Annotated in this window: 17 protein-coding genes; 11 read left to right on the top strand and 6 right to left on the bottom strand. The window is 57.3% G+C overall.

Annotated features, from left to right (window positions below; translation table 11 throughout):
* Nucleotides 1-5: 5 nt before the first annotated feature.
* The 5 genes from glpX (at nt 6) to ACI5FR_RS28105 (ending at nt 4,450) form a co-directional block, all read left to right on the top strand.
* On the top strand, nt 6-971 hold the full coding sequence (glpX, locus tag ACI5FR_RS28125) for a class II fructose-bisphosphatase (protein ID WP_405460707.1): 966 nt from the start codon (nt 6-8) through the stop codon (nt 969-971).
* Between the two features lie 289 nt (nt 972-1,260).
* On the top strand, nt 1,261-2,034 hold the full coding sequence (locus ACI5FR_RS28120; protein WP_405460705.1) for a DeoR/GlpR family DNA-binding transcription regulator: 774 nt from the start codon (nt 1,261-1,263) through the stop codon (nt 2,032-2,034).
* A gap of 115 nt (nt 2,035-2,149) precedes the next feature.
* On the top strand, nt 2,150-3,019 hold the full coding sequence (fba, locus tag ACI5FR_RS28115; RefSeq protein ID WP_405460704.1) for a class II fructose-1,6-bisphosphate aldolase: 870 nt from the start codon (nt 2,150-2,152) through the stop codon (nt 3,017-3,019).
* The gene (gene pfkB / locus ACI5FR_RS28110; protein ID WP_405460702.1) at nt 3,016-3,945 is read left to right on the top strand and encodes a 1-phosphofructokinase; all 930 of its coding nucleotides are present in this window, start codon (nt 3,016-3,018) and stop codon (nt 3,943-3,945) included. Before fba ends, pfkB begins: the two co-directional genes overlap by 4 nt.
* Before the next feature lie 112 nt (nt 3,946-4,057).
* Nucleotides 4,058-4,450 (top strand): DUF1499 domain-containing protein, encoded by a 393-nt coding sequence (locus ACI5FR_RS28105; protein WP_405460701.1) that lies wholly within the window; start codon nt 4,058-4,060, stop codon nt 4,448-4,450.
* 66 nt (nt 4,451-4,516) lie between these two features.
* Here ACI5FR_RS28105 and tpx read toward each other — a convergent pair whose 3' ends face one another.
* Both tpx and ACI5FR_RS28095 read right to left on the bottom strand, forming a co-directional pair.
* The gene (tpx, locus tag ACI5FR_RS28100) at nt 4,517-5,035 is read right to left on the bottom strand and encodes a thiol peroxidase (RefSeq protein ID WP_405460700.1); all 519 of its coding nucleotides are present in this window, start codon (nt 5,033-5,035) and stop codon (nt 4,517-4,519) included.
* A 144-nt stretch (nt 5,036-5,179) separates the two neighbouring features.
* Nucleotides 5,180-5,659, bottom strand: a complete 480-nt coding sequence (locus ACI5FR_RS28095; RefSeq protein ID WP_405460699.1) for a WGxxGxxG family protein — start codon at nt 5,657-5,659, stop codon at nt 5,180-5,182.
* Between the two features lie 175 nt (nt 5,660-5,834).
* On the opposite strand from ACI5FR_RS28095, the gene ACI5FR_RS28090 reads away from it, so the two are divergent.
* Both ACI5FR_RS28090 and gltC read left to right on the top strand, forming a co-directional pair.
* Entirely contained in the window at nt 5,835-6,434 is a 600-nt protein-coding gene (locus ACI5FR_RS28090) for a rhomboid family intramembrane serine protease (RefSeq protein ID WP_405460698.1), read from the top strand.
* A gap of 19 nt (nt 6,435-6,453) precedes the next feature.
* Entirely contained in the window at nt 6,454-7,347 is an 894-nt protein-coding gene (gltC, locus tag ACI5FR_RS28085) for a glutamate biosynthesis transcriptional regulator GltC (RefSeq protein WP_405460697.1), read from the top strand.
* Nucleotides 7,348-7,507: 160 nt separating this feature from the next.
* Here gltC and ACI5FR_RS28080 read toward each other — a convergent pair whose 3' ends face one another.
* Nucleotides 7,508-8,194, bottom strand: a complete 687-nt coding sequence (locus ACI5FR_RS28080; RefSeq protein ID WP_405460695.1) for a zinc metallopeptidase — start codon at nt 8,192-8,194, stop codon at nt 7,508-7,510.
* Nucleotides 8,195-8,220: 26 nt separating this feature from the next.
* Nucleotides 8,221-8,766, bottom strand: coding sequence for a MerR family transcriptional regulator (locus ACI5FR_RS28075; RefSeq protein ID WP_405460693.1), 546 nt, complete (start codon nt 8,764-8,766; stop codon nt 8,221-8,223).
* A gap of 195 nt (nt 8,767-8,961) precedes the next feature.
* On the opposite strand from ACI5FR_RS28075, the gene ACI5FR_RS28070 reads away from it, so the two are divergent.
* The 3 genes from ACI5FR_RS28070 to ACI5FR_RS28060 are packed head-to-tail and all read left to right on the top strand — an operon-like array spanning nt 8,962 to nt 12,194.
* Nucleotides 8,962-10,347, top strand: a complete 1,386-nt coding sequence (locus ACI5FR_RS28070; protein WP_405460691.1) for an ammonium transporter — start codon at nt 8,962-8,964, stop codon at nt 10,345-10,347.
* A 21-nt stretch (nt 10,348-10,368) separates the two neighbouring features.
* The gene (locus ACI5FR_RS28065; RefSeq protein ID WP_405460690.1) at nt 10,369-11,469 is read left to right on the top strand and encodes a DUF294 nucleotidyltransferase-like domain-containing protein; all 1,101 of its coding nucleotides are present in this window, start codon (nt 10,369-10,371) and stop codon (nt 11,467-11,469) included.
* Entirely contained in the window at nt 11,466-12,194 is a 729-nt protein-coding gene (locus ACI5FR_RS28060; RefSeq protein ID WP_405460688.1) for an exonuclease domain-containing protein, read from the top strand. Before ACI5FR_RS28065 ends, ACI5FR_RS28060 begins: the two co-directional genes overlap by 4 nt.
* Here ACI5FR_RS28060 and ACI5FR_RS28055 read toward each other — a convergent pair.
* Together ACI5FR_RS28055 and ACI5FR_RS28050 are read right to left on the bottom strand one after the other, a co-directional pair.
* A complete protein-coding gene (locus tag ACI5FR_RS28055; RefSeq protein ID WP_405460686.1) occupies nt 12,157-12,630 on the bottom strand; it encodes a M67 family metallopeptidase in 474 nt (157 codons plus the stop codon). The genes ACI5FR_RS28060 and ACI5FR_RS28055 overlap by 38 nt on opposite strands.
* A 58-nt stretch (nt 12,631-12,688) precedes the next feature.
* Nucleotides 12,689-13,999, bottom strand: coding sequence for an MFS transporter (locus ACI5FR_RS28050; RefSeq protein ID WP_405460685.1), 1,311 nt, complete (start codon nt 13,997-13,999; stop codon nt 12,689-12,691).
* A 194-nt stretch (nt 14,000-14,193) separates the two neighbouring features.
* Between ACI5FR_RS28050 and ACI5FR_RS28045 the strand changes: the two genes are divergently transcribed.
* Entirely contained in the window at nt 14,194-14,748 is a 555-nt protein-coding gene (locus ACI5FR_RS28045; protein WP_405460683.1) for a TlpA family protein disulfide reductase, read from the top strand.
* The last annotated feature ends 36 nt before the right edge of the window (nt 14,749-14,784 follow it).

The following is a 14,784-nucleotide window of genomic DNA, read 5'->3' as shown; positions in this document are numbered from 1 at the left end:
GTGCCGTGGAGAGGGAGCTGGCGTTAGAAGTTGTACGTGTGACGGAGATGGCCGCGTTGTCGGCGGCGCATTGGATGGGCCGCGGCCGCAAGAATGAAGCGGATGAGGCGGCGACGACAGCGATGCGCCGCATGTTCGATACGGTGTCGATCCGGGGGACGGTCGTCATCGGCGAAGGCGAGATGGATGAAGCGCCGATGTTGTATATCGGGGAACAGGTCGGCAGCCTGCAGGGACCGGAGGTCGACGTGGCGGTCGATCCGCTCGAGGGCACGAACATCGTGGCACGCGGGTTGGACAACGCCATCTCCGTGCTCGCCATCGCGGGCAAGGGCAATCTGCTGCACGCTCCGGATATGTACATGGAGAAGCTCGCGGTCGGGCCCGCGCTCGTCGGGAAGGTGGACATTAACGCGCCGCTCGAGGAGACGCTTCAGATCGCCGCGAAGGCGCAGAAGAAGAACATCAGCGATCTGACCGTCATGATGCTCGACCGGGAGCGACACGATACGATCGTGAAGACGCTGCGCAGGGTCGGGGTGCGGATCAAGTTCCTTACCGACGGCGACGTGGCCGGCGCGATCGCCCCGGCGATGGCGGAGAGCGGCATCGACCTGTTCGTCGGCTCCGGCGGCGCGCCGGAGGGCGTCTTGGCCGCGGCCGCGCTGAAGTGCCTGGGCGGCGAGCTGCAGGGCCGCCTGATGCCCGGCAACGCGGTCGAGTATCAGCGATGTGTAGCGATGGGGCTGAGCGACCCGTACAAGGTGCTGACCATGGACGACATGGTCGGGAAGGACGACGTCATCTTCGCCGCGACGGGCGTGACGTCCGGCAGCTTCCTGCAGGGTGTCCGCTACTTGCCCGGCGAGCGGGCGGAGACGCACTCGCTTGTCATGCGGGCGAAGACGCGCACGATCCGGCACATTCAGACGCAGCATTACTTGCCGTACAAGCAAATCTTGAAGGCGTAGCACGTTGGTTGGCGGGAACCCGGTCCGGATGGACCGGGTTTTTGGTGTTTTGGTACGGTTATTCGCCCTGCACAGGTCCGGGAGGACAACGAATTAATCGGCGTGACCGACTATCTCGCTCCGCGACGGTCACGAAGCGCTTGAATTAGTCGGCGAGACCGATTAACCCCGCACCTTGCCGTGAAAATACTTCTGGTATTACATCCGATTTTTGATTATGATCAAAAAAGAAGGGAAATGATCGTAAACAGAAGGTTCCAAAACTATCGAATCGATTCGGGAGGCCCCTATGTTCGCGGAAGAACGTTATGTACGCATCATGGAAGTTGTGAATCAAGCCGGCAAAGCCACGGTGGCCGAGCTGAGCGAAGCGCTGGGCGTCTCGCAGGTGACCGTGCGCCGCGACCTGGAGAAGCTCGAGGAGAAGGAGCTGCTGCTGCGCACGCACGGCGGAGCGATGGCGCTGCACGCCCACGTGAGCGAAGTCGCGCACGAGAAGTCGTTCTCCGAGAAGGCGGAAGCGCTCGTCGAGGAAAAGGAGCGGATCGCCGAGGCGGCGGCCAAGCTGGTCGGCGATGAGGATGCGGTCATGCTCACGCCGGGGACGACCAGCATGCTGATCGCAAAGCGGCTCGTCGGCAAGAAGGGGCTCAAGATCGTGACGAATGCGGCCAACATCGCGGTCCAGATCGGCAATTATGCGGACTTGGACGTCATCCTGATCGGCGGCAAGCTGCGGCGCAAGTCGTTCGCGCTGGTCGGACCGCTGGCGGAAGAAGCGCTGCAGAGCATCCGGGTGGACAAGCTGTTCCTCGGTGTCGACGGATTCGACCTGGAGGAGGGGCTGACGACGCCCAATCTGGCTGAAGCGAGTATGGACCGGCGCATGCTGTCGATTGCGAAGGAAGTGATCGTCGTAGCCGACCACACGAAGTTCGGAAAAGTATTCTTCTCGCACGTCGCGCCGCTCGACGCCGTCCATACGGTCATCACGGATCGGGGGCTGGGTAAAGACATTTGCGACCGAATCCGCGACTTGGGCATTCAGCTCATCGTTACGTAGCCCGACCGGTGGCGAAAATTCAGCTTGTCACCGGGTTCGTTCATCCTTTACAATAGAAAAAGAAACTAAACGAAACGAAACTATCAAAAGTGTAACGAAACGGGAGGAATCATTCATGCCACTTGTATCATCCACACCTATGCTCCAAACAGCCCGCGCCAACGGGTATTGCATCGGAGCGTTTAACGTACACACACTGGAAATGCTTCAAGCGGTCGTCGAAGCGGCGGAGGAAACGCAATCCCCGCTCATCATCCAATCGACCGTCGGAACCGTGAAGCACCTCGGGCCGGAATACATCGCGGCTGCCGCGACGGTAGCATCCAACCTCTCGAGCGTACCGATCGCGCTTCACCTCGATCATTGTACCGAGTTCGACCTGATCGTCCGCTGCATCCGGGCGGGCTATACGTCGGTCATGATCGACGCTTCACACTCTCCGTTCGAGGAGAATGTGCGCCAGACGCTCAAGGTCGTGGAAGTCGCGCGTGCCGCGGGCGTCAATGTGGAAGCGGAGCTCGGCAAGGTCGGCGGCGTCGAAGACGATATCGTCGTAGCGGACAACGAAGCGCTCATGGCCGACCCGGACGAGTGCGCCGCATTCATCGAGCTCACGGGCGTTCCGACGCTCGCTCCGGCGATCGGCACCGCGCACGGGATCTATAAGGGCGAGCCAAAGATCGACTTCGACCGCATCAAGCGGATCGCCGACAAGGTAGAGGTACCGCTCGTCCTGCACGGCGGTTCCGGCATTCCGGAGGAGCAAGTGCGCCGCGCCGTCTCCCTCGGGATGGCGAAGATGAACGTCGCGACCGAGCTGCGCATCGTCTTCTCCGACGCGATCAAGGAAGTGTTCGCCGCGAATCCGGACGAGAACGACCCTCGGAAGTATATGGTGCCTGCGAAGAAGGCGCTCAAGGCTGCGGCGATCGAGAAAATGCGCCTGTGCGGCTGCATCGGAAAGGCGAGCGAGTTCCGCAAATGATTACGACTGTTACGCTGAATGCGGCGATTGACAAGACCTATTACGTTGACGACTTCCGTCTAGGTCAAGTGTCCCGCGCCGCGAAGATGTTCAGCTTCCCGGGAGGGAAAGGCGTCAATGTCGCCCGTGTCGCCCATCTGCTCGAAGGACCGGTCACGGCGACCGGCTTTGTCGGAGGCCACAACGGCCGCTTCATCGAAGAGCAGCTGACCCGGCAGGGCATCCCGAACGACTTCGTCGCGGTGGAAGGCGAATCGCGGCTCTGCCTGAACATCGTGGACGCCGCCGGGCAGTCCACGGAGCTGCTTGAGCCGGGGCCGGACATCAATGCCGCCCACGCCGAGGCCATGAAGCGCAAGCTGCGGAGCCTGGCCGAACGCTCGCGCATCGTCACCTTGTCCGGCAGCCTGCCGAAGGGCTTGCCGGCCTCCTATTACGCCGAGCTGGTCGCCGTCGTTCACGAGGCTGGGGCACTCGCCTTCCTGGACGCGAGCGGCGACGCACTCGTGCAGGGGCTGGCCGCCAAGCCGTTCCTGATCAAGCCGAACGAGCAGGAGGTCGAGAAGCTGCTCGGCAAGAAGCTGGAGCGGGAGAGCGACCTGTACGGCAGCATCCATCAACTGATGCGGGACGGCATCCGCTGCGTGGTCGTCTCCTTGGGCGCCGAGGGCTCGGTCGCCGGCTGCGACGGCCAGCTGTACCGAATCCGCGCTCCTCGCATCGAGGCTGTCAACACTGTAGGCTGCGGCGATTCGTTCGTAGCCGGCATGGCGGTAGCCGTGCATCGCGGGGACTCGATCGTGCAGGCGCTGAAGCTCGCTACCGCGTCAGGAACGGCCAATGCGCTTATGCCGGAGGCCGGTAACGTCCGGACCGAAGATGTCGGCCGGTTTCTGAACGAAGTCTCCATCGAATCGATTATCTAGTTTCCTTATCGCCAATCTGTCAGGATTGGCTTTTTTGTTGGGCGTTTTCATGGTAATATGGAATGTAGGACAATCGCAGAAGATGCGTGGATCGTTGAGGGGGTTTACACCGTTGTTGAAAAGAACCTTGATTGGACTTATGCGCAGCCATGAGTTGACCGGCGAAAAAGCGAAAGATCCGGCGCTCAAAACCCGCTATTACAAAATTCCGAAAGAGCAGCTGTGGGAAGAAATCGTCACCCTGCTGAAGAAGCTCCCGAAATACACCGTCCTGCATGAGGTGAAGAATGTAGGGGAGATTGTCGTCACGAAACGGACGATGACCGGCCGTACGCAGGACATCACCTTGACTTTGTTCGCGATTAACCCGCTTAAGTCGGCGGTCGACATCTACTCGGCCTCGAGGGGTTCTCTCGGCGATTTGGGCTCCAATTACCGGACGATCTTGGAGCTGTTCCGGCTGTTCGATACGAAGCTCGCCGCTCACAAAATAGACAATCGTTAATGCGCGATGAAATGACAACAGCGTCCAGGCCTAGGGCTTGAACGCTGTTTCTGTTTTATACGGGGCTTAAACGAGCTTCTTAACGGCTTGGACTGCCGCTTCGTAGTTCGGGTGCTCGGTCATCTCCGGCAAGTATTCCACGTATTGAATCGTGTCGTTCGCGTCGAGGACGAAGATCGACCGCATGAGCAGTTGGAATTCCTTGATCACAACGCCGTAAGCGAGACCGAACGACTTCGCCTTGTAGTCGGACAGCGTCTCGACCTTGTCGATGCCGGCCGCGCCGCACCAGCGGGCTTGTGCGAACGGCAAGTCTACGCTGATCGTGAGTACGGTGACATTGTCGCCCAGCTTAGCCGCCTCTTCGTTAAACCGGCGGGTTTGCGCGTCGCAAACGCCCGTATCCAGAGAAGGAACGACGCTGATCAGCTTCACTTTCCCTGCGTAGTCGGCGAGCGTAACTTCCGTCAGCAAGTTTTTGTTCACGGTGAAATTCGGAGCTTTGTCCCCGACCTTCAATTCCGGACCTAGCAATGTGATGGGATTGCCCTTAAATGTTGCTACTCCTGTGCGTTCTTGTGCCAATCGGATCATCTCCTACTTTTTAATAGATGCTGATTTTGCCAATACTAATTATAATCCAACGGCGGAAGGCTTGTCCAATCCGTCTCCGGCTAAAAAACGCAACAAAAAACCGCTTCAGCTCCTGAAGCGGTTCTTGCTGGAACATTAGGCGCGATCGCGCTCCTCGTTGCGGTTCCGTCCGAACATGCCGGCGAGTCCGACCAAGCCGATCAGACCGAGCCAGCCCCAGTTGCGGTTGGTCGTTCCGGCAGCCCGCGCCCGGTACTGGTTCGTGTGGATCGTCATCCCGTCCGGTCCTTTGATGCCGGTGCCGGTCATGTCGTAATACCCATTGCCGCGTCTTCCGTCATAGCCGGGAAGTACCCCTGTGCCCGTGTAGTTCGGAGCGGGTGTGACGCCGGGGGTGACCATCGGAGTGACGCCGGGCGTTACCATAGGCGACGGCGCAGGCGTGCCGGGATGCGACATTTGGGTCGCCCCCATATTGTCGGTGTTCAGAGTGCCGATCGGCGAGGTGTTCGTGACCGGAACCGAAGGCTCGTTAGAAGCGGCTGCGTATGCGCCTAGAGGTGCGGCGAAGAGCGCAACCGACAGAACGCTGACCGAGATCAATCGATGAAGCATGGGCTCAACTCCATTCGGAAAATTGGTTATGCATGTTTAGGGTGAGCCAACGAAGGAGTTGTTATCCGTCCGGGCAGGAAAATTTCCTTCGATTGAGGTATGATAGAGATAGCGGAGATCCCATTTCGAATGGGACGGCTAGTTGGGGCTAGAGGGGGAGAAGGCCATCCTTTTTTTGCGTTATGAAAGCTTTCGGCAATACATCCGGCTCTATCCGGTTACGACAGCGATCCTGCTCATCCAGGTCGTGCTGTTCGTGCTGATGACATGGCTCGGGAGCTCGACCGATGAGGAGACGCTGCTCCGGTTCGGCGCGATGCTGAATGTGCCGCCCTACTCGGGCGAGTATTGGAGGTATTTCGCCGCCATCTTCCTGCACATCGGGTTCAATCATTTGCTGTTCAACAGCTTCTCGATCTTCGTGTTCGCCCCGCCCTTGGAGCGGCTGCTGGGCGCGTGGCGCTATGCGGTGTTTTACTTGGGCAGCGGGCTTGCCGGCAATCTCGTCAGCGAGCTGCTGACACGGGACGTTCACCTGTCGGCCGGCGCGTCGGGCGCGATCTATGGCGTCTTCGGCGCATACCTGTACATTGCCCTGTTTCGGAAGTCGGCGATCGACAAGCAGTCCTCGGTTACGATTAAGGCCGTCCTCGTCGTGGGCATCATCTATTCGTTCCTGATGCCCAACGTGAACTGGTACGCCCATCTGGGCGGCTTGGCGGCTGGGATGCTGCTGTTCCGGCAATTGATCCATAAATCGCGGACTAATCAATAACCCTGAAGGAGACGGACCGGTGGAACTGAGGCAGCTGCAATATTTCGTGAAGGTGGCCAAAAAACAGCACGTGACGCAAGCGGCCGAGGAGCTTCATGTCGCACAGTCGGCGGTCAGCCGGCAAATCCATCAGCTGGAGGAGGAGCTCGGCATGCAGCTATTCGTGCAGAAGGGTCGCAATCTGCAGTTGACGCCTGTAGGCAAGCTGTTCTTGACCCGGCTGGAAGAGCTGCTCAGCGGCCTGGATAAAGCGGTTATGGAGATGCGTGAATTTCTCGATCCCGAGAAGGGCGAGATACGCATCGGGTTCCCGCATACGCTGGGGATCAGTTTGATCCCGACCGTCGTGGCGGATTTCCGCAAAGGGAGGCCGAACGTGAAATTTCGGCTCAAGCAGGGGACGTTCGCGAGCCTGATCCAGGACGTGACGCGAGGCGAGGTCGACCTGGCCTTCATCTCGCCGTTCCCGGAGATCCACGAACAGGTAGCGGGGGAGCTGCTGCTGACCGAGGAAATGTACGCGGTATTGCCGAACAATCATCCGCTTGCCCATCATGAGACAATCCGGCTCGAGCAGCTGAAGGACGAATCGTTCGTCATGTTCAGCGACAACTACTCGCTCAAGTCAATCGTCTTCGAAGCGTGCAAGGAGGCGGGCTTCATCCCTCAGATCGGGTTCGAAGGGGAAGAGACCGATACGATTCGCGGCTTGGTCGCGGCCGGCATGGGGGTCGGGCTGCTGCCCGAGATGGCGCTGACCGAGATTAGCCCGCTCATGCCGGCGAAGGTCAAGGTGACGCATCCGCAGGTGACCCGGACGATCGGGCTCGTGCGGCGCAAGGGGGAGAAGCTGCCCCTCGTCGCGGAGATGTTCCAGCGGTTCCTGCTCGACCTGTTCAAGGACCAGCGTTAAGATACCCCACCAAGTGACGTGGGCCTTCGGAGCTTATTCCCGGCGAAGCCCCTCCCTTGGCGGGGCCCAGGGATTAAAAATTCTGATCCAATGAAAAAAGCTTTCTCTTCGTGCCCGAAGCGGGCAGTGGAGAAAGCTTTTTTGAGTAGCGTTCGAACGATTAATCGTCCGAGCGCTGATTGAAGATCATGATGTACTTGACCAGCTCCAGAAGCGAGATCAGGGCGGCGGCAACGTACGTCAGGGCGGCGGCGTTCAACACTTTGGCCACACCGCGTTCTTCTTCGTTCGAGATGAAGCCCTCCGCGACCATCAGATCGCGCGCGCGGCTGCTGGCGTTGAACTCGACCGGCAGCGTGACGAGCTGGAACAGCACGGCGGCGGAGAAGAAGACGATGCCGAGGCCGAGCAGGAAGTTGAACTGCTGGAAGATGAGGCCCGCGATGATCATCAGCGGCGCCACACCCGATGCGAAGTTCACGACCGGGAACATCTTATGGCGGGCTACAAGCATCGGATAGCTCTGATGATGTTGGATCGCGTGGCCCACCTCGTGGCAGGCGACCGAGACGGCGGAGATGGAGCTCTCGTAATAGACCGGCTCGGACAAGCGCACGACGCGCTTGATCGGATCGTAGTGGTCGCTCAGGGCGCCAGGCACCGGCTCGATCGGAATATCGTACAAGCCGTTATTGTCGAGCATTCGGCGGGCGGCGTCGTAGCCGGTCATGCCGGATGCGACAGGCACCTGCGACCAACGGTTGAACGTGCCCTTCACGCGGAACTGCGCCCAGATGGAGACGCCGAAGGCGATGAAGATCAGAAAGTCCATGGGATGAAAAAACATGGTTTATTCCCTCCAGTAATCAATGTCTACATAAGTGGACCTTTCCCTAGAAGGATCAGTAGAGCTTCAATACATGCGGCGCTCTGAGTAGCCAAATTCTTAAACAGGTTGTTGGCCTGCTTGGGCTTCATCTGGGACAGCAGCGGGCTTAGCTCCTTCACTTCCCGTTCGAGCTGGGTCAAGCGGATTTGAAGGGATGTCAGCTTTTCTGTCACAACTTCGCTTCGGCTTACCTTTTGCCACTGTTCGAGGCTCGTCTTAATCTCTTCTAAGGTATATTTTTGTTTCTTCATCTCTTCTATACGTTTCAATCGAGCTAAGGTTTCATCGCTGTACAAACGATAATTGGTGTCCGAGCGGCGTTCCGGCGACAGCAGGCCGAGCTTCGTGTAGTAATCGATGGTCCGCGGACTAACGCCGGATACTCGCGACAATTCCCCGATTTTGTAAAGTGTCGTTACCCCATTTGGGCGCCCTCCTTCATTCCGGTTTCGGTGTCTTTCTTCATCATACTCAAAGCAAACCATACAGTCAAACGTTATGCTTTTCGGTGGACAAGCGCTATTGCCCATTTTTTGGGATTAACGTAATGAATAATGACATAAACAGCTTGTATCCACGAATAATCATGTAATTTATTTGAGTTAATGTACGGTTTTTTACGAAAAACGATAAAAACCATATTGTCAAATCCAAATCCGCTAGTTATAATGACACTATCGGTTTCATTAAATGTTATAAAAATTAACATGAAGGTGGGTAATTGAATGAAACGGGTACTTATGATGGTAGCTTTACTGGTTTTAGCATTCCCCGCGCTGGCTTTCGCAGAAGGGGAGCCGCCGACGAATGAGCAGCTGTTCCACGCTATCGACGCTGTGTGGGTTATGCTGGCCGCGATTCTCGTCATTTTCATGCAAGCCGGCTTCGCCCTTCTGGAAGCAGGATCCACCCGAATGAAAAATGCCGGGCACGTAGCCGGTAAGACGATCCTGACGTTCGGGATCGCGGCGCTTGCCTTCTGGGCGGTCGGTTTTGGCCTCGCCTTCGGGGATGGCAACAAGTTCATCGGCTTCAGCGGGTTTTTCGTCGATGGTACGGAAGAGCAAGCCGCCGCTTCATTCGGTTCGCTCGCTTACTCGGTCGTTCCGATCAGCATCAAGTTCCTGTTCCAGCTCGCTTTTGCCGGCGTAGCGCTCGCCATCGCGTGGGGCGGTTTCGCCGAGAGAGCGAAACTATCGGTTTACTTCGTATTCGGGGTGCTGTTCACGGTCGTCATCTATCCGTTCGTCGCTCACTGGGTGTGGGGCGGCGGCTGGCTCGCCGAGCACGGCAAGCAAGATTTCGCCGGTTCCACGGTCGTTCACTTGCAGGGCGCTACCGCCGCTCTGGTCGCTACGATCTTGCTGAAACCGCGTCTTGGCAAATACAATAAAGATGGTAAGCCCAACCTGATCCCGGGCCACAACCAAGTGTTGTCGGTACTCGGCGTCATCATCCTGTGGATCGGTTGGTTCGGATTCAACCCGGGCAGCACCTTGTCTGCCGTGAATGACGGCTTCTTCGGCTTCATCGCCTTGAACACGAACCTCGCCGCAGCAGCCGGCGGAGTAGCGGCCTTGGTCGTCTCGTGGATGTACTTCGGCAAAGCCGACATTCCTAGCATGCTGAACGGCGTTCTGGCTGCTCTCGTGGCCATCACCGCATCGTGTGCATTCGTAGAGCCTTGGGCCGCGGTGATCATCGGTCTTGTAGCCGGTACGCTTACCTTTTTCACCGCTCAATGGTTCGAGAGAGCCGGGATCGACGATCCGGTCTATGCCTTCTCTGTGCACGGGATTGCAGGTGTGTGGGGAACATTGTCCACAGGATTCTTCGCAGCGCCTCGTTTGGTTGAGATCGTGAAGGTCGGCAAGGAAGGGTTGTTCTATGGCGGCGGTCTGCATCAGCTGGGTATTCAGGCGATGGGCGTGGGGGTATCGTTCGTCTTCGTCTTCGTCCTCTCCTACGTGATCCTGAGCATTATGAAAGCCACGATGGGCCTTCGCGTTACGGAAGAAGAAGAAATCATGGGTTTGGATATCAGCGAACACGGTTCGTACGGGTATCCGGAGCAATTGAAGAAATCAGGCAACGAGACGGTTTCCGTCTAATCCAGGCTGCCGGAGGGGCTTATGGATGGGTACAATGGTTCCCGCATGGAAGATCGCATCAACCGGACGGCGACGATCCCCGATCTGCGCAGTCTGCGTGAAGAACTGTTAGCGACGTTCCCGGCCCCTCCCGCGCTTCTGTTCATCGGCGAATGGTACGATCAATTGAATCGGCTGCACGATCAATTTGTCAGGAGAACCTTAATTCTGAGCGAGCGCAAGCTGCGCGAGGAAGGGAGAGGTTCTCCTCCCGTTCCTTATGCCTTCGTTCTGGTCGGAAGCGGGGGGAGGTCCGAGCAAACGCAATGGAGCGACCAAGATAACGGCCTGGTGTACGCCGACCCCGATGAGGAAGAGCGGGAGAAGGTCGACTCGTACTTCAGCCTGCTGGCCGAAGAGGCGTTCCGGTCGCTGCAGGGGATCGGCTATCCCCCGTGCGAGGGCAACGTGATCTGCACGAATCCCCAGTGGCGGAAGCCGCTTCGGGAGTGGATACACATGCTGGAGGGATGGTTCGAAGACCCGCAGTGGGAGCACGTGAGGTATTTGCTGATCTCCGCGGATATGCGGTGTGTTTATGGAGACGATTCGCTTGTAAAAGCGCTTAAGGATGCGTTCCACCATGAAGTGCGCAAGCGCCCCGCGAGCATGGGCGACATGCTGCGCAATACGCTTCATCACAAGCCGTCGCTCGGGCCGTTCGGCAACCTGATTACGGAACGATACGGACCGGATGCGGGCGGCCTCGACATCAAGTACGGCGCTTATATCCCGCTCATCAACGGAATCCGGCAGTTGGCGATCGAAGCGGACATTCACGTCTCGTCTTCCTTGCTGCGGCTGGAAGCGTTACTGGAGCTGGCGTTTATCGACAAGGAGCTGTACGGGCGATGGAAGGAAGCGATGCAGTTCGCGCTGTGGCTTAGGACCCAGACCCCGTATCAGAGCGAGAACGGCGTCTTCTCGACCCGCGGCATGTTGCAGGCCGAGCAGCTGAGCCGGGAGCTGAAGCAACGGCTGCGCCGAGCTCTTCGGGACGGACAAGAGCTGCAGCTGGTCGTCAGGAAACGAACGGAACGGTTGCTCACGGATGGCCGGAACGATCGGAGGGATACGCGATGAAAGACATGTCCGCCGTCGGGCGCATGTGGCACCTGTACAAGAAAGGCGGGATTACGCCCGCCGTGGCATCGATGTTCGACGCGCAGAACGCCCAGCATATGGCTTTTATCCGTTCTTTCATGAAGGAGCAACGTAAGAACAGCTTGTACGAGGTTCGATTGGACAGCTTGGAGGCGGTCGTCTTCGACTTGGAGACGACAGGCTTCTCGCCGTACAACGGGGATGAGATTATCTCGATAGGGGCCGTCTCCGTCAGCGGCGAAACGATGCAAGACGAGCAGTTCTACAGCTTGACCCAGACGAAACGGAAAATTCCAGAGGAAGTCGAGCTGTTGACCGGAATTACGATGGAAGAGGCGTCGAAAGCGCCGGAGTTGATTACCGTCTTGAGGCAATTTTTGGAGTTTGTACAGCATCGGGTCTTGGTCGTGCACGGGAGCGGCCATGACAAGCATTTTCTCAATTCCGCGTTGTGGAAGACGTCGAAGGTGAACTTGTCCCACCGCCTGCTCGATTGTATGATTATTGCGAAGCGCATGCATCCGAAACGGAGCAGCTACAGTCTGGATGCCTTGCTCGAGAGCTATGAGATCGAAACGACCAGCCGGCACCACGCCCTGCATGACTCGGTGATGACCGCGAAGCTTTGGGGGAAGCTGTTGCGGGAAGTGATCGAGCGGGAGGTGCTTACGCTGGGGGACTTATACGAATATTTAAGCCAATGAACCATTCGCCGCCCAGAGCGGACGAATGGTTTTTGGTTAGACGGTACGCGAACCAGTCGCGTGTCTGTAGAGCAAGAATGAGATGCACGGGGAGCTCGGTGCGGATAATGGATGCCGATTCCAGGTCTGCGGCAGAAGGAGCAGCCGGACCCGCAGGATGCGAGTGGAAAGTCCCGATCAACCCGGTACTCTGTTTATCTTCGGTTGGATCGCCGGGGACGACACGGTATCGCATGTATAACTCGGCCCATTCGGAGGCATCGAACTGAAAGCTCGCGGTCGGTTGCGGAGAGCGGTTCGCGATCGGAAAAAATCCAGTAACGATGAATTCCCCTTTTCGCTCAACCCCGATCAAGGCCCCGCATGCTTCCTCCGGCTGCCGGGAGGTGCAATACCTCCACAGAGCTGCCGCCGTATTCGGATCGATTGCGATCACTTTTGGATCCCCGCCTCGCTAACTGTATTTCTTCCTATATAATAGCGCAGCGTTCGGATTAATTCACCTGGCGATCCGGCTTAATCAGGAAGAACACGAGGCCGAGCGTAACGAGCGACAGCGCCGAGACGGAGATGAATACGATCCGGTCGGACTTCTCCATCATCCATCCGAAGAGCGGAGGGCCGACCGCTACGCCCAAGAACCGCAAGCAGTTGTACAAGGAAGTGATCATGCCGCGCTGCTCCTTTTCGACCGCACCGGTGATCAAAGTGTTTAGGCACGGCAGGAGAAGCCCCGTGCCGATGCTGCTTATCGTGAGCAGGCCGATGAACAGGTACAGCTTTTGGAAAAAGAAAATCGTGGACGCCAGAGCCACCACCATTAGGATTAGTCCGATCAGCATGAGCCATCGGATCAACACTCCGTTTTTTTTGATGACGGCCCCGGTCGTATAAGAGGTGACTACCATGCCTAGCAGCGGAATAGCAAGTACAAACCCTTTTTTCACTCCGTCGATGTTGTAAGGAGCTTTTTCCAGAATATTCGATAAATAAAACAATACGCCGAACAAAATGAACAAACCAAGGGAGCCCGCGAAGAAGGACGTGATCAGCCAACGTCCTTTTTGCTTTAAGATGTCCATGATCGATTTCAAGTACGCCTTCAGCATCGGAGCTTCTTTTTTCTTCTCCGGTTCCTTGATCAACCAAATGACGGCGACCAGGGAGAGGGCGCAGAACACGGGAAAAGCGAAAAACGCCGCATACCAGACAATTAAGGCGAGCAAAGAGCCGAGAATCGGACTAACTACTTTTCCCGTTCCATTCGACGCTTCGGTCAGTCCGAGCGCCTTGCTCTCTGTGGCCCCATTGTATAAATCCCCTACGAGCGCCATGGCGACGGGAGCCGTGCCGGCTGCGGCCATGCCTTGAATTGCCCGGGCAATAATGAGAATCGTGTACGATTTCCACACCGCCCCGAAGCCGGCCAGGATGCCTGCCGCGCCGTATATAATGAGGGAAGGGATGATGATGGCTTTGCGCGTGAACTTATCCGACAAATACCCGATTACCGGAATGAACACGCCCGCGGCGAACGAGAACAAGGTAATGACTAGGCTGCTTTGGAATCTGGAAATGCTCATCTCCTGCTGCATGTCGGGCAAGATCGGGACGAGCATCGAATTGCCCAATACGAGCACGAGCGGAATGGTGGCGATCGCCATAAATTCCAGCCATTGGCCTTTACGCTTGCCGGATTGGCCTTTCTTCCCTGACTGCTCAGACTCGGACTCGGCTTCGAAGTCCGCATTAATGTCGCTTTCGAACGTGATCCTCAGCTTTCTTGATTTGGTAGTCGCTCCCATCTCGATCCTCCTGGGCGTAAGTTGACTTTAGGTTCTCCCCCGGAGAAGTTGGTCATGCAGGGAAGAGCGTGCTAAAATGAAGGAAAACCGGGCATACTTAAAGAAACCCCTTAAACTTACATGACCGTAACTTGGGCCTACGGCGCTCTGCGAAGCCCAGACAACTTAGCCATGGCGTAAAGGATGAACGAAGCATGTGGAATCGTAAAAACGCGGTTATTTTAGCACTGGTGGTCCTCTTGGCCGGGATAGCGGTGTATCAAAATTGGGCCGCGGCCGATCGCGAAACGGCGCTGCCGACCGATACCGCCCCAAAGCCGAATTATTTGGCGCCGACCCTCTCGCTGACCGGACTGGACGGATCGTCCTACGAGGTGGGCGGGGCGCGGGATAAGGTGCTGCTGGTCAACTTCTGGGCGTCCTGGTGCGGGCCATGCGAAGTGGAGGCGCCCGACATCAAGCGGCTGGCCGACAAATATAAAGCGGACTTGGACGTCTACGCGATCAATGTGACGCAGCAGGACCGGATGGACAACGTCAAGTCGTTCGTGAAGTTTCATCAGTTCGACTTCCCCGTGCTGCTCGATTCCGATGGGACCGCGGCGGATATATACCGGATCAAAGGCTTGCCGACCACGTTCCTCGTGAATTCGAACGGGGTCATTACCGATGTGTTCAACCTGCTCAATCCGGATGAATTGGAGAAGCGGATCAAGGATTTGATTCAGAAGAAAAACGCGGAGAAATAGAAAAAAGAACCATCGACGGGTACCGTTACGAGGTAC

Source organism: Paenibacillus sp. HJGM_3 (assembly GCF_045062745.1).
Taxonomy (GTDB): domain Bacteria; phylum Bacillota; class Bacilli; order Paenibacillales; family NBRC-103111; genus Paenibacillus_AA.
Note: the sequence above shows the minus strand (reverse complement) of the source record. Positions and strands in the feature narration are given on the sequence as shown.

Excerpts from the sequence above, each read along its gene's own strand:
- fba (WP_405460704.1), top strand. The coding sequence starts at position 2,150 with ATGCCACTTGTATCATCCACACCTATGCTCCAAACAGCCCGCGCCAAC.
- ACI5FR_RS28075 (WP_405460693.1), bottom strand. The coding sequence starts at position 8,766 with ATGGGCAATAGCGCTTGTCCACCGAAAAGCATAACGTTTGACTGTATG.
- ACI5FR_RS28080 (WP_405460695.1), bottom strand. The coding sequence starts at position 8,194 with ATGTTTTTTCATCCCATGGACTTTCTGATCTTCATCGCCTTCGGCGTC.
- pfkB (WP_405460702.1), top strand. The coding sequence starts at position 3,016 with ATGATTACGACTGTTACGCTGAATGCGGCGATTGACAAGACCTATTAC.
- ACI5FR_RS28060 (WP_405460688.1), top strand. The coding sequence starts at position 11,466 with ATGAAAGACATGTCCGCCGTCGGGCGCATGTGGCACCTGTACAAGAAA.
- ACI5FR_RS28065 (WP_405460690.1), top strand. The coding sequence starts at position 10,369 with ATGGATGGGTACAATGGTTCCCGCATGGAAGATCGCATCAACCGGACG.
- ACI5FR_RS28045 (WP_405460683.1), top strand. The coding sequence starts at position 14,194 with ATGTGGAATCGTAAAAACGCGGTTATTTTAGCACTGGTGGTCCTCTTG.
- ACI5FR_RS28050 (WP_405460685.1), bottom strand. The coding sequence starts at position 13,999 with ATGGGAGCGACTACCAAATCAAGAAAGCTGAGGATCACGTTCGAAAGC.
- ACI5FR_RS28120 (WP_405460705.1), top strand. The coding sequence starts at position 1,261 with ATGTTCGCGGAAGAACGTTATGTACGCATCATGGAAGTTGTGAATCAA.
- ACI5FR_RS28070 (WP_405460691.1), top strand. The coding sequence starts at position 8,962 with ATGAAACGGGTACTTATGATGGTAGCTTTACTGGTTTTAGCATTCCCC.
- ACI5FR_RS28095 (WP_405460699.1), bottom strand. The coding sequence starts at position 5,659 with ATGCTTCATCGATTGATCTCGGTCAGCGTTCTGTCGGTTGCGCTCTTC.